This is a genomic window from Psychrobacter sp. ANT_H3 (genome assembly GCF_027919975.1).
In the GTDB taxonomy this organism is placed as follows: Bacteria; Pseudomonadota; Gammaproteobacteria; order Pseudomonadales; family Moraxellaceae; genus Psychrobacter; species Psychrobacter maritimus.
Genome location: NZ_JAQISM010000016.1, coordinates 1 through 14669 on the forward strand (window position 1 = coordinate 1; position 14669 = coordinate 14669).

The window sequence follows — 14669 nt, forward strand, 5'->3', positions numbered from 1 at the left end:
CACGCAGTAAAGGTCGCCCGATGAAGCAGAAAACTTGTGATACTCGTGAGAATGTCGCCTAAGAGCGTTTGCTTCTAGAATCCCCCGCTTGAGCTTGGCGAAAGTGGAGGAGTATGTCAATCTGCTGTTTTAATTCTTATAAGTTATAAACTTCCTAGGCATTTAATTATCTAAGCGCCTGCTAGCCTTTTTTCGCTTTTTTTCTTATGATAGATGTTTTTGCTGACTTGCTAGGGTTTTCAAATAAATGTTTGATAGCCGTTCTTAAATCCAGCTGCTAAATCAAATTATTTGCTTGATGTTTCTAGGTGTTTTTAGACGTTTTTTTGCTTCGACTTTATTAAAAATAAAACTTTTATCGTTAGTTCAAAATAAAATTGATACGTTAATAGTGATGGGCGATGCGACGGGTATAAATCCTCCTTGCTTGCGGCTATCATAGCGGCCACGCAACACGCAACATTCACCCCAATCGCACTGTATCGGTTTTAAAGTGAATCCTTTATAGAAAATAAAAATTGCACCTTGAATACTTTAAGAGATTTTGCAGTGATAAGCGCTTTGTCTCTTTTTAAATCTGATGGCTATTACGTACATATTACTGAGGAAGTGATGGATGGACGCACTGAGCGTGTTGCTACAAAATGTGCATTTATTCGAAACGAAATATTATCGTTTAAATGGCGCTGGTCATTGGTCTTATTCAATCACAAGACAGGATACGATTTTATTTTATTTGGTGATGTCGGGTGGTTTTGTTATTGATGTCAGCAATGGTCCGCGAGAAGTGCATGCTGGCGACATGATTATGGTTCCAAGTGCCCATAAGCATGTCAGTTACGCGCTAAATCATCATGGTGATAATGCTGCATCGTTAGATGAGTCATTGGCAAATTGTCAAAAGCATACACTGGATCTTCAGGGTGAGGTTGACGGTGAACCCAATTCGTCGCTGATACTGATTGAATGTAAGTACGATAAGGCGATGATTCGGCCTTTATTGTCCGTCTTGCCAGCGATATTGCCTGAAATCAGCGAAGAAGCTGATGGGCGGTTTGAAGTCATTGATGTCGAGATTCGGCTGCTGACGTTAGAGACTGAACACGAGCGTATGGGCAAAGCTGCGGTCATCAATCATTGGGCAAGTATCATGATGATTGAGTGCCTGCGGGTATATATTGAAAGTCTACCTGAAGCGACTGATAATTGGCTCATCGCCATGAAAGACCCGTTTTTGACCAAAGCGCTGGTAGCGATGCATGAGTCGCCAAGCAAAAATTGGACGATTCATAAGCTTGCTGAGGTGGCAGGAATGTCACGTTCAAGCTTTGCACAGCGTTTTAAAGAAGTGGTCGGCATACCACCATTGACCTATTTGATGGATTATCGCCTGCGCTTAGCCGCCCGCTATCTGCGTTTGCAGCAAAATAGTATTAGCCGTATCAGTGAATTGGTCGGTTATGCTTCAGACTCAACCTTTAGCCAAGCCTTTAAGCGTGTTTATGGTGTTTCGCCAAAAGCCTATCGCCAGCAGTATCAGCAGCAAACGCTTGCTTAGTCAGCTCTTAACTGTCGTGTATCTTTAAAAAGCGCTCCGGCTATTTATGTGCCTGAGCGCTTTTTTTATTCAATACTCATTATGGATTGGATGTTTTTACTGCTTAACAGACCCTTTATCACTGAGTTTGATGCCTAGTATTTCGGTGATGGACAGCTGACAATGTACTGAGGTTCAGGTACTATAGAATCATGAGTTGCCCAAGACTAGATGTACTGATGCGCGTTGATGCGTTAATTTTTTAGCAGGTAATATCTCAATCTCATGGTATGACAGCCATGCGATGGTGATAGCTAATAGGACTTGGGTAATGTTGATTTTTTGCAGCTGATGGTATTTTATGACTGAACCGACCGCTAAACCAACCGTAACTTTAAATGATTCTCAAGGCGCTACTATGCCTACTAATCATACAGACGACGTTAATAAAAAAAGCGTTAATCAAAAAGACGTTAAAAGTAAGGTAAAAAACAATCAGCGAACGGTAAAAAATAAGCAAAAAGGTCAAGTGACGGCTGCGCTTGATAAAGCTGCATTATTAGCATTATTTACTTTGCCAAATGCTGAGCATAACTCTGACGAATTATCAGGCGAAAATCTAGCCGCTGAAAAATCAGCATCTAAACAATTACCGCTTGAACAAGCTGGCGTGAATAGTGACAACGAAATACCTGCTAATCAAATATATACTAACCAACTAGCTGCCCATCAAACCCTAAGTACTGCCAACACAGAGATCAATGTCGCCGCTCAGCGAGTGGCGCTTTATCGTGCTCAGCATGAGCGCACGCGCCAACTTTATATGGCGTCTGCTGCTACCCGTCCTACTTATCTGGTGCAAACGCTAAAAACACAGTTTGCAGAGTATCAGCAATATTTACTGGCGCAGCAGCTGGATAAACGTGGTCTTATGGATACCGATGGGCTAGAGCGGCTATGGCAGCAGCTGCATGTGGTTGATGATATTATCGAAGATATTGTGCGTCATATGCCCGCGCAGCAGCCCGCCGGTTGGCAGTTAACGACGCAAGATGGGCACAATCCACTACGCTTTGCTACCATCGGTAAGCTCAAACATGGCAAGCCTATCTTAGATCAAGGTAGTTTAAATAGCTATGTCCTCGGGCACTTTGGGGTTAGCAGCTTTACTTATGACCGCGGTTATTATATTGGTCATGTGGTTGGTTACTTATTTAGCTGTTACTTCTGCGCCCATTTGTCTATCAGTTATGGGGTTACAGCGCTGGGCCCGCAGGTTGTGAGTGACTATGAATACGCCAGTTTAGAGACGCCGCATATGGTGAGATTACTGCAAGGCTTAGATGGTTATTGTAAAAAACGTATTTATCAATTGGCGGTTATTTGTGCAAGGTTGAGCGTATTTGCCAGTGACAAGCGTATCGAGCGAATGCTGATTGCTGAGGTCAATGATTTCGATAAAAAGCTACAACAACAGCATTTAGATGTTTTATTATTACAAGGTTTAATGCCCGATAGCAGTGATTCTACGCCGCTTTTCTAAATTATCAACCCTCTGTCATTTACATTACAACGTCGATTTATTACCCTTTTTAACTGACCACCTTAGGATATTGACTGCTATGCCCGCTTATCATTATAAAGCGTTAGACGATCATGGCAGTGTCCAAAAAGGCTTACTTGAAGGCGATTCTGCGCGGCAAGTGCGCCAGCAGCTGCGTGATAAACAATGGACGCCCGTTGAAGTCACAGCTGTCAATGATAGACAAAGCCAAAATAAAAACCGCTATAAAAAACCGTCTGCTTATGAGTTAGCATTGCTGACCCGTCAATTATCAGTATTACTTGCCGCCGGTATTCCACTCGAAGAAACCTTAGCAGCAGTTGCTAAGCAATCACCAAAAACCCACATCAAATCATTGATGCTTGCGGTGCGCTCGCATGTGCTAGAAGGTTTAAGCTTAGCGCGGGCGTTGCAACAAGCGGCCAGTTTTCCGCCGCTTTATATTGCCACCATTGCGGCAGGGGAAAAGTCAGGTCACTTAGATTTAATCCTCAATCAATTGGCAGATTACACCGAAAACCGTTTTGCCCTACAAAAGAAAATCCAAGGGGCGATGGTCTATCCGATTGTGCTGATGGTAATGGCAGTCGGGGTAATTATGGGCTTGATGAGCTTTGTGGTGCCAAAAATTGTCAAAGTTTTTGAGCAATCTGAGCAAGCGCTACCGCTGATTACCCAAATTGTCCTGAGCTTATCGAATATCATTACCCAGTGGTGGTGGTTGATGCTTTTGGTATTGGCAGGAGCGGCGTTTTTGTTTTATCGCTTTGCCCAAACCCAAGCGGGTAAATTAGCGATAGATAGCATTGTGCTCAGGCTACCGATATTGGCGCGCTTATCAAAAGGGCTTAATGCCGCACGCTTTGCCAGTACGCTTGCGATATTGGTGCGCTCAGGTGTGCCGCTGATTGAAGCGCTGCATATAGGGGCGGCGGTGACGACCAATTTACACATTCAAAAAACCATTATCACCGCAGCTGATAGGGTGACAGAAGGCTCAAGCTTATCAAGTCAATTAGAAAAATCTACCTACTTTCCGCCGATGATGGTACAAATGATTAAAAGTGGTGAAAATTCAGGTGAGCTTGAAAACATGCTCAGCCGCGCGGCTAATATGCAAGAAGCGGAAGCGACCAATTTTATCAGCACCTTGCTGTCGTTACTTGAGCCGTTGATGCTAGTACTTATGGGTGTGGTGGTGATGATTATTGTGATGGCGGTGATGCTGCCGATTGTTAATATGAATGACTTGGCAGGCTAGTAAACACTGTTTCTTATATATCTAAATCGCTTGAACTTACTTGATTTACTCTTATCCGACTTAAACATTCTTTTTATCTACCTTACCAAATCCTGCGCTAGCTTTCTTAAGCTTTGCTCACTGTTGTACATTGTTGAAGACGCGGGCTATATGCTTCAGTCCGCTTAGGCATTGGGTTATAGTAGCTAGCGTCAATCCGCTTTGACTTTCACTTTGTATTCTAAAGGTTTTATATTATTTATTATCTGCTCATATGAGATTTGCCGCTTTTATCAGGTTTACATTGGCAAAACCATTAACCGTAAGGATAATCTAATCGCAGCGCTGGATAAAAATAAAAGCATGGTCTATAGTGATAATCGATTCAATATTCACTAAGACCCCGCTAATATTACCTGAGCGCTCCTGACCACTTATATAACTGTGACGATAAAAGCGATGATTATGACTAAAAAAAACCAAGTAAATATAATGCCGCAGACTGCTATTAATAACGCCCAAACACCTGACGCTATTATGAATGATGATAGCAAAACCACGATGCGCGGCCATCAGCCAATGCGCAGTAGCCAGTCTGGATTTACCCTCATTGAGATTATGGTGGTGATTGTGATTTTGGCTATCCTTGCAGGTTTGGTGGTGCCAAAAGTGGTCGGGCAAAGTGATAAAGCCCGCGTCAAAACCACTGAAACGGCGCTTGCTACGGTATCCAATGCCCTTGATATGTACAAGGTTGATAATTCACGTTATCCAACCACTGCCCAAGGTCTAGAAGCACTGACCACACCGCCCGCCGATGCCAAAAACTATCCTGATGGTGGTTATATCAAAGGTGGCTATCCGACCGATGGTTGGGAAAATGAGATGCAGTATGTAGCGCCGGGTAGTGAAGGCCGTCCTTATGATCTATTTTCGTTGGGTGCAGATGGGCAGCAGGGCGGTGAAGGGCAAGATGCGGATATTTATGCTCAGTTATAAAGTTAGCTTGAAGCATTATTAGAAATAAGCCGTCAGTTATTCGCTAATAATTGAGTTTTATAGGTTAAGACCGTATTAATACTCTCTAAATATCAACCAATAAGGCTTTATTGGTTGATATTTTTTATTAAAACTAAAATAAGTATCAGTACAGATTCTAAGCAGCAATATCATTACTGTATGCTCTGATGTTCATACTATCGCCAAAACAGTCAGGGTTTAATCAGCGCTTATTGCAAGCGGTTATAACAAGCGATAATTAAAGTCCGTCATCAGAGGTATTATTTATGTCTATAAAAACAGCAACTTTAACAGCAACCGATATTAACAAACGCGCTTCTCGAAAATCTCACTTACTGGCACTTGCTCTTATGAGCAGCTCATTGCTGACAGGATTATCAATGACATCGATGAGCGCGCAGGCAGCAGGTCTAGGTGAGCTGTTTGGCAATAATAATGCAGCGCAATCGAAGTTTTTGCCGGTCGATAAAGCCTTTCAAGTGGGCAGTATTACCAAAGCGACCTCTAAAGGTACGCAGTTATCGATTACTTTTGATATTACGCCTGGGCATTACGTTTATAAAGACAAGCTTACTGTCAGTTTTCCTAAGGGTATCAGTGCCGCGCCGTTTAGCTTCAGTCAGTCGCCAGTGTCTATTGATGATCCAACCTTTGGTAAAGTGCCTGTCTTTACGCAAAAAAATATGGTCGCAACCACCACGTTGACCACCAATAATGGTAAAGGCGCCAAAAATGTACCAGTTATCATTGGCTGGCAAGGCTGCTCCAAAGCGGGGCTATGCTATCCACCAGAGAAAATAAAAACCACGGTAAATATTGCTACGGTACGTAAATAAATAATTCCGTCAGCAAATAATCACGTAAATAGATAGCGCTTCAATTCAAGCAAGCATAGGTAATACATAGCATATTAGTCATCAATAGGTAGCGTTTCATGTCCATTAAGACAGCAGAAAAAACTTCATCGCAAACCACGACTCGTGCTTCCAAAAAGTCGTATCTCTTAGCATTTACTATCGCCAGTGGCTCATTGTTTACTGGGCTTTTACCGACGGGACTGACTGCGCTAGTTGCTACTGGAGTGAGCGCGACCTCCATGTCCACGCAAGCGGCAGGACTGGGTGATTTATTCGGTAATAAAAGTGCTGCCCAACCGAAGTTTTTGTCAGTTGATCAAGCTTTTCAGGTCAGCATTAGTAGCAAACCTGCCAATAATGGCACCCGCTTAGCGATTAATTTTGACATCACGCCTGAGCATTATGTTTATAAAGACCAAATTAAGCTAACGCTGCCTGCTGGCGTGAGCGCTGCACCTTTAACCTTTAGCCAAAAGCCAATTTCAATCGATGATCCAACTTTCGGGCGCGTACCGGTATTTGATCAAACCAATATGGTTGCCAGCACCATTTTGAACAATAGTAATGGCAAGAGCTTGGATAATGCTGCTGTGACGATTGGTTGGCAAGGCTGCGCCAAAGCAGGGCTGTGCTATCCACCTGAAAAAATCAGCACCACGGTTAATATTGCTGCAGCAACGCCACAGCCTGCCGCAAATAGCGCCAGCACTTCCGCTACAAATTCTGCAACGAATGGTAGCGTTGCAGACAGTGCTCAGTTATCTACAAGTGCAACTGATGCCAATAATGCTGCTGTAGAGCAAAACTCGTCAGATGATGAAGTGATTGATTATGCCTTGTTAGATGATGAGGCTTTGGAGGCAGAGCTTGGTGCTAGCAATACCATTTCTGGTGCCGATGAACAGGTGATAGGTGGCAATGTCACAAGTGAGCCTACAAACAAGGGCGCTGCAATAAATAATGCTGCTGCAACAGATAAAAATACAGTAACTGGCAATAATGCGGTCGATAGCGATCCTTTTGGCTTGGCCTCGCATCCGTGGTTGGCATTGGTGTTATTATTTTTGGCAGGGTTAGGCTTGGCATTGACACCATGCGTGTTGCCGATGCTACCGATTGTCGCCAATATCGTTGCTCGCGAAGATAACCCAACGGTGAAACGCGGTGTTATTTTGACCAGCAGTTATGCTATCGGTGTCGCAACGGCTTATGGTATTTTGGGTGCGGTTATCGCTGTGTTTGGCGAATCCTTAGGCATTATTGGTTGGCTGCAAAACCCTATTATCTTGATTAGCTTTGCCATTGTCTTTGTCCTGCTGGCGTTATATATGCTAGGTGTGTTTAGCATTCGTCTGCCAAGTTTTATTAGCCGTAAAATGCAGGGCTTAAGCCAAGCAGGGGATAGCAAACTTGGTAGTACGGGCGGTAGCTTAATCGCCGGTTTCTTATCTGCTTTAGTGGTATCGCCGTGTGTTTCTGCGCCATTATTTGGTGCGCTGCTTGCAGTATCGACAATTGGTAGCCCGCTACTTGGGTTTGCCGCCTTATTTATGCTAGGTTTTGGTTTATCAGCGCCGCTTATCTTAATCGGTGCCACCCAAGGTAAAATCATGCCCAAAGCTGGCGAGTGGATGAATTGGGTTAAGCAAGGTTTTGCTTTATTGCTTTTTGCCGTTGCACTGTTATTAATTGAGCGTGTCTTTATCTCACCTGTGATGCTGATGGTGTGGGCACTATGGTTTATGGTCGTTGCAATGTGGGCGTGGAGCTGGTTGGGTAAAGGTCGTATGCTGACCCAAGCGCTAGGGCTGATTGCCGGTATTTGGGCAGCTTGTTTAATTATTGGTGCAGCATTGGGCAATGATGATAGCTTACATCCGCTGGCGTCATTAAGTGCTGCGCCAATGATGCAAACGACGTCAGGTCAGCCAATGGCCAATAATAATGCGACAGACGAACATATCACCACCCTTGCTGAGCTCGATACGATTATCGCCGCCAACCCCAAAGTTATTGTCGATTTGACCGCCGACTGGTGTGTTGAATGCCGGATTATGGATAAGAATTTATTTCATAATCGTCCAGCGCAGATGCAAGATTGGCAGTTGGTGCGACTTGATATCACAGAAACCACAGCCGATTCTAAAGCTATATTAGCGCGTTATAAACTATTTGGTCCGCCAGCATTGCTGTATTATCAAGACGGTCAATTGACCAATCAGCAAGTCGGTGAAATTGGTCGCTCTGAGTTTGAGCAAACCTTAACGGCACTAAACCAATAACGCCATTTAGATAAGTCTTTCTTTATTCTTAATAGAAAAAAGCCAATGTCCTTTAATAATAGGGCGTTGGCTTTTTTACTTTTATTAAATGGCGTGTTTAGTTTATGCGCTAAAGTCTTGGTTTCGCGGCACTTATTCTTATTTAGCTTATTATTTATACTGGTATAATGCAGCGATAACGCTAGTATAGTACACATATTTTCATTACAATAAAGCAACATTGCCGAAGGAGCATTACCTTACGTGATGGCTGCCTTTTATGTCCCAATTTATTGATTTTCTTTTAGTTCTTATTCTATTTTAGCGTTAATGCTAATGGCTATATTAATTATCTCATATACTCTGCTGACGATGATGTCAGTTAGATAAAGGACACTTATGCTTTTCCATATTACTCCGCAGCACACCTCTTTGCCCTTTATTAAAGCGCGAGAAAACACCAACTCTCAGATGCCTAAACGCTATTTAACGATAGCGGTCGGTATGGCGCTTACTTGTTTTACGCTGCAAGGCCATGCGGCAAATGGCGGTGAAATTTATGAGGATTTGCCTGTAGAGGATATCGCATTTGAGGCTGAAGTGGATAAGTCCTCAAAAAGTGTCAATAAGCGCGTTGTAAATTCGAATGCAGCCGCACAAAGCGATAAAGTCATAAGCAAAGATTTTGTCGCGCAGCAAGCACGATTATTTTATGAATGTACCCAAGTTCAGACCAGTGCGGCCCGTTTGGCCTGTTTTGATAAAGTGGCGGAAGAAGGCAAAAAGCCAAGCTATACCACCACTAAGCAGCCAGTAGATTTGGCAAAAACCTTTCAAAGCACGCTTGCCGGTAATCCACAAGTTGTCCTTGTAGAAGAAAATAGCACCGTCATGACGAATGGCAATGCGGCAGACAATGGTGCGGCAGACAGTCAGCCTGCGGATACAGAAAGCTTAGATACTGTTGGACTGACGCAAAGAGAAGCTGAGGTATTAGAAAGCGTGGGTGTAACCCAAACGGACATCGAAAAATTCACCCCACTAAGCTTGTCTTATGATTTGGATAAAAACAGTGAGCGCGGGAAGTGGACCGCTAGACCGTACCGACCGACCTATATACTACCGCTATTTTATACCTTTGATCCCAATTTAGGCCCAAATACACCGTCTCTACCTACAGAGCCTTTAACGTCTAACGACACGCGCAATACTGAGCTAAAGTTCCAGCTGTCTTTGAAGACCAAGGTCATGGAAGATTTGTTCGATACCAGCGCAGATTTGTGGTTTGGTTATACCCAAGAGTCGCACTGGCAAGTTTATAATGAAGACAACTCGCGACCATTTCGCGCGACCGACTATCAGCCTGAGATATTTTTGACTCAGCCAGTGTCAGCCGACTTGCCTTTTGGTGGCCGTTTACGCATGTTGGGTGCGGGGGCAATCCACCACTCTAATGGGCAAGATGAGCCATTATCACGCTCGTGGAATCGTGCGTATCTCATGGCAGGGGCAGAGTGGGGCAAGCTGTCGGTTATACCGCGTCTATGGGCCCGCGTTAATAACGAGAGCTCTAGCAGTGAAGACAATCCAGATATTGAAGATTACATGGGTTATGGTGATATCAAATTCTTATATGACTTGCCTGCGCAACAGAGTATCAGCGGTACCTTGCGCTATAACCCAAGCACCAATAAAGGCGCGGCGCAAGTCGACTATGTCTATCCATTAAGCAAAAACGTCAATGCCTATGTACAGCTATTCCAAGGTTATGGCGAATCCATTATTGATTATAATCATGAAAACACCTCTATTGGTTTTGGTATCATGCTTAACGATTGGAAAGGTTTCTAATATAAGCGCGTCTATAGACATCGTCCGATGCGCCATTTAGCGCCTTATCAAAGCGGACTATGGCTGGCAGAGTATGGAGACATACGCTGCCAGTTATGCCGTATTTATCGCAGTACACCGCAATTACAACACCTACCAACTCATTCCTCATCAAGTCCGCCAAATAAGCATTCATTTTTTGCCAAACTGCGCCAGCAAGTTAATAACCGTTTTAATAGCGGCTTGCTCTGCTCACATTGTCATCACAGTATCGCATGGCTACCCAAACTCTTTGAGGTTGATATCGCTGCGGGTACTGTTCTCTCTATTCAAGCAGCGACCTATTACGATTATCCAATACGACAGGCGATTCGTGCTTTTAAGCATCATGAAGATATGACCAAGTTGCCGTTATTAGTGCATGTATTGCGTCAATTGCCTAGGCCGCACGGCTGCCATCAGGATAATAGTGTCATTGTTGCGATGCCAACGACAGAGCAACGCCTTGTTAAACGAGGTTTTGACCCGGTTAGTATTTTAGCCGCGCAATTGTCTAAGCATTGGCATATTCCACTTTGGCAAGGAGTAGAACGTATCGATGATACTATCAGTCAACAAGGGCTGACACGTGCCGAGCGCTTAACCAACTTAGAAAATGCCTTTGCTTTAAGCGAAAATCCTCCGGTTAAACGCTTATTATTATTTGATGATGTCGCGACTACAGGCGCGAGCCTACAAGCATTAGGTCATGCTTTAAGCAGTCAATTTACAGGCTTGTCAGTCATTAATTCTAAGAACTCTCATCAATATCATCTATCAGCCTATGCGTTAGCGCACGGCAGTCAATCGTAAAATCTGTTCCTATCAAAAATTACTTCTATTCATTTATAATAACTATTATGTTGCTAATATGTTGCCTTAACGTTATATTATTGACACATTTTACCTACATATTTCGATTTTTATCGTTTAAATAAAATGCCATAACTCCGATTCACGTTTTAAACGCTTAAATCAAAAAATACATTGAACAAAAGTATCGTTACTGTATGACGATTGTTTCTATTGGAACAAAAATTGCATGTATTATAATGAATATAGTTAAAAAAATAATAAGCTGAGAATAGGTTTTAGAAGGGCTAGGTACGGTAATTATTACTATGACAGACCTAGCATTTATCAAAGATAGTGACAGCTATAGATAGGGATTTGATGTGAACGCATCTGCAAATAAAGTAGCACAAAAATTACGAATGAGCAGCTCAGGGTTTACGCTGATTGAGCTGATGGTAACGATTGCCGTGCTTGCTATTATTGTTAGTATTGCTGCGCCTAATATTAGTACTCAATTGGCTAATCAGCGCGTCAAATCAACAACAGCTACTCTAGAAAATGCATTAAAAGAAGCGAAAGTAGAAAGTATACTCCGTCGTCAAGACGTTAATTTTTCATATAATAATAATGGTACGAATGCAGGAAGTATTGATATTGCAAATATTTCAAGCTATAGCTATAGCGCTAAAAGTAGAATAAAAGATTCTGAATCTAAAAGTACTATTAGCTTTGATTCGAATAAGCATGTAGATACTGCAATTACTTATACTATTTGTGACATCAATGTTACTGCAAGTCCAAGGCAGGTCAGTGTCAGTAAGCTTGCTAATATTAGTGATCAGCCAGGAGGAACATGCCCATGAAAAGCCAGAGTAATCAGCATGGTGTGGGTTTGATCGAGGTGTTGGTCGCCGTTTTGTTACTATCTATAGCTATACTAGGCTTCAGCGCTCTACAAATAAGAGCGGTTAGTGCTACTGACGAAAGTCTGGTACGTACTAAATCACTGACTGTTGTACGCAACCTAGCGGAGGTTATGCGGGCCTATCCTGAATCTTATGTAATTGGTTCTGGAAGTAGTTTTACTAGTGCAGCGCCTACAGAAACTGTCGAAACTCCAGCAGTAGGGGGAGCAGATCCGGTAGTAAATAAAGCGGTATCAACTATCCAAGCAATTATCAGCAGCAATGCAATAGATAGTATCACTGTAGATACAAAAGTCATCACACGTAATGGTGATAATAATTGTCTATCAACAGCAACAACCGTAGGTGCTAATAGTAAAAAAATCCCAAATAAGCTATGCAATATTAATCAGCTTGCCACTCGTGAAGCGTTAATGATTAAAAAATTAGCAAAAGATGAAGATATTAAGCTTGCTGTCGTTACTTGCCCAGGAACAACAATACAGGCTATTCAACGGCAAATGTGTATCGTTACCGCTTGGAATGATACTAAAGCACTATTAGATGATACAGATGACAAAGCCTGTGCCAGTAGTAAAGGAGTTTATAAAACGGGTAGTCAATGTTTGATATCGGAGGCATATTAATGGAAAGTTACCATGCTAAAAGTTATCCCTCTACTGTCTCATCTGTTGATGTTGCAGGATTTACCCTCATTGAGCTGATGATATCGTTAGTCTTAGGTCTACTGATATCAGCGGCAGTGATACAAGTTTACATCATTAGTACTCGCACGATCACAGTACAACAGGGTGCTTCAGAAGTTCAAGACAGTACGATATTTGCGTTACAATCATTAGAAGATCGAATTCGTATTGCTAATCTAGGTAATCCGATTACTAATATTAATGATAATACAAGAAATGGCGGCATCGTTTTAACAGGTAATAATATAGGCAACAACAGTTATGCAAATACTGGCTATCTGACTGTCAGTGCGGGTCAGACAGGTACAAAAGGTGCCAATGGTTGGACGGGAATCTCGAACACTAATATTGCAAGCGATCAATTAACCATTCAATACAGAAATATAACCCCAAATCCTTTGTTTGACTGCGAAGGCAAAGAGATCGGTGCTGGTAGCAGTGACTGGGTTATTGAGCGCTATTTTGTTCGCCCAGTGACAGGTAACACTCCAGTAGCAGGCTCACAAAAATTGGTATTGGCGTGTGATGCAGGTCGTTTGACCAGTGCAGGAGCTGTTACAGCTCTAGGTGATAATGGTGAAGTTATGATACCTGCTATAGACCAGTTTAAAGTTCTATTAGGGACGTTATCAGATGTGGATAACTTGACCTATCTACCTTCAAGCATATATCTCGATGTTGATAAACCTTTGGTTGGAGAAAAGCCTGCCATTACAACGATTAAATTAGGTGTCATCATTCGCAGTAGTACTCCAATGATTAGTAGTGTAGACAAAAATAGCTTCAATGTATTTGGAGCAGATAATACATTAAAAGCCGAAACAGCTAAATACTATCGACGCAGCTATGAGTCAACAAACTTATTGCGCAATGCTCGTGTCATGTCAGTGACCGGCATGCCAACTAATAGCAATTAGCACTACATCAAAAAAAGAGGACAATATGTCAAATACACCTCGTTATCAGTCATTAAATGGCTCTATATCAACACAAAAAGGTGCTGTATTAATTGTAGTGCTGCTGTTTTTGGTATTGATTATTTTGGTCGGTGTTATTGCTGTTAAACAAAGTACGACTGATTTGCGATTAGCAACCAGTGATCAAATTAACACCTTATTATTACAGTCAGCAGACAATGCCAATCAGAATATCGAGCAGGGCGTTAATGGTAGTAGCGATGCAGATGTCTATACAGATATGCTGTCACGTACAGGACCTTTTGGGCATTTTATTTTAGATACCAACAGTACTGAACATGAATACGTATTTTGTTTTCGACCACGTGGTCGTTTTTTCGATATTAATAAAACTACTATTAATACAAAAGATGGCAATATCCTAGGCAATGATATTGGCTACTGTAATCCTTCGACAGCAGCTGATTATATTAGTGATCGTAATGCAAGCATGACCCAAGTAAATATTTCACTGACTGCACCAAGTGCCAATAATGAAGTTTTTAGTAGTTATACTGTCGGACAAGATAGTAGTGAGATATCGAGCCAAGCTTTTATGTTTGATATCAATAGTACGGCAATACTACCCGCCTATTCTGGTAAAGCAGATGCTGCCAAGGATTGCTTCAAAAAGACAAGTCGTGTAGGAACAGTTGAAGATGATGAAGATGCTATTGGCGGCTGTATGATAGAAGAGGGTGTTCCCAGTACTGTGCTATATGAAATGGCAAACGTAGAAAACCTATCAATGCGGAAAAACTGTGTCGATTTTGGTAAAGGTGCTGGTGTCGTTTGTACGCTTCCTACTAGCTAGCACCCACTGTATTCAAGTATAGGTAAGATAATTTAACTAGTATTGTTATTAAGGTTATTAAGGTTATTAGAGCACACTTAAATAGTAAGTAACTAATTGTTAAATGGCAATTAAATGACTGCTAATGATTATTCGCTCGATAAC

Annotated in this window: 12 protein-coding genes; all 12 read left to right on the top strand. The window is 42.3% G+C overall.

Going from position 1 to position 14669, the window contains the following annotated elements:
- The first annotated feature begins 616 nt into the window (after window positions 1-616).
- Window positions 617-1558 (top strand): AraC family transcriptional regulator, encoded by a 942-nt coding sequence (locus PG901_RS09100; protein ID WP_271134296.1) that lies wholly within the window; start codon window positions 617-619, stop codon window positions 1556-1558.
- A 397-nt stretch (window positions 1559-1955) separates the two neighbouring features.
- A complete protein-coding gene (locus PG901_RS09105) occupies window positions 1956-3080 on the top strand; it encodes a hypothetical protein (RefSeq protein ID WP_442966884.1) in 1125 nt (374 codons plus the stop codon).
- 79 nt (window positions 3081-3159) lie between these two features.
- Window positions 3160-4362 (top strand): type II secretion system inner membrane protein GspF, encoded by a 1203-nt coding sequence (gene gspF, locus PG901_RS09110; protein WP_271134298.1) that lies wholly within the window; start codon window positions 3160-3162, stop codon window positions 4360-4362.
- Window positions 4363-4878: 516 nt separating this feature from the next.
- Complete coding sequence (gene gspG, locus PG901_RS09115; RefSeq protein ID WP_271134325.1) at window positions 4879-5340, top strand: type II secretion system major pseudopilin GspG; 462 nt, start codon at window positions 4879-4881, stop codon at window positions 5338-5340.
- A 287-nt stretch (window positions 5341-5627) separates the two neighbouring features.
- Window positions 5628-6197, top strand: coding sequence for a protein-disulfide reductase DsbD N-terminal domain-containing protein (locus PG901_RS09120; protein ID WP_271134299.1), 570 nt, complete (start codon window positions 5628-5630; stop codon window positions 6195-6197).
- A 98-nt stretch (window positions 6198-6295) separates the two neighbouring features.
- Window positions 6296-8500: a protein-disulfide reductase DsbD gene (gene dsbD / locus PG901_RS09125; protein ID WP_271134300.1), complete on the top strand. Its 2205-nt coding sequence runs from the start codon at window positions 6296-6298 to the stop codon at window positions 8498-8500.
- A gap of 378 nt (window positions 8501-8878) precedes the next feature.
- Window positions 8879-10330, top strand: coding sequence for a phospholipase A (locus tag PG901_RS09130; protein WP_271134301.1), 1452 nt, complete (start codon window positions 8879-8881; stop codon window positions 10328-10330).
- A 27-nt stretch (window positions 10331-10357) separates the two neighbouring features.
- Window positions 10358-11161 carry a ComF family protein gene (locus tag PG901_RS09135; protein ID WP_271134302.1) on the top strand — a complete coding sequence of 268 codons (804 nt, stop codon included), beginning with the start codon at window positions 10358-10360 and terminating at the stop codon, window positions 11159-11161.
- 362 nt (window positions 11162-11523) lie between these two features.
- A complete protein-coding gene (locus tag PG901_RS09140) occupies window positions 11524-12006 on the top strand; it encodes a pilus assembly FimT family protein (RefSeq protein WP_271134303.1) in 483 nt (160 codons plus the stop codon).
- The gene (gene pilV, locus PG901_RS09145; protein WP_271134304.1) at window positions 12003-12695 is read left to right on the top strand and encodes a type IV pilus modification protein PilV; all 693 of its coding nucleotides are present in this window, start codon (window positions 12003-12005) and stop codon (window positions 12693-12695) included. The genes PG901_RS09140 and pilV overlap by 4 nt, the downstream gene beginning before the upstream one ends.
- On the top strand, window positions 12671-13672 hold the full coding sequence (locus PG901_RS09150) for a PilW family protein (RefSeq protein WP_271134305.1): 1002 nt from the start codon (window positions 12671-12673) through the stop codon (window positions 13670-13672). Before pilV ends, PG901_RS09150 begins: the two co-directional genes overlap by 25 nt.
- Before the next feature lie 25 nt (window positions 13673-13697).
- Window positions 13698-14525 carry a PilX N-terminal domain-containing pilus assembly protein gene (locus PG901_RS09155; RefSeq protein ID WP_271134306.1) on the top strand — a complete coding sequence of 276 codons (828 nt, stop codon included), beginning with the start codon at window positions 13698-13700 and terminating at the stop codon, window positions 14523-14525.
- Window positions 14526-14669 lie beyond the last annotated feature (144 nt).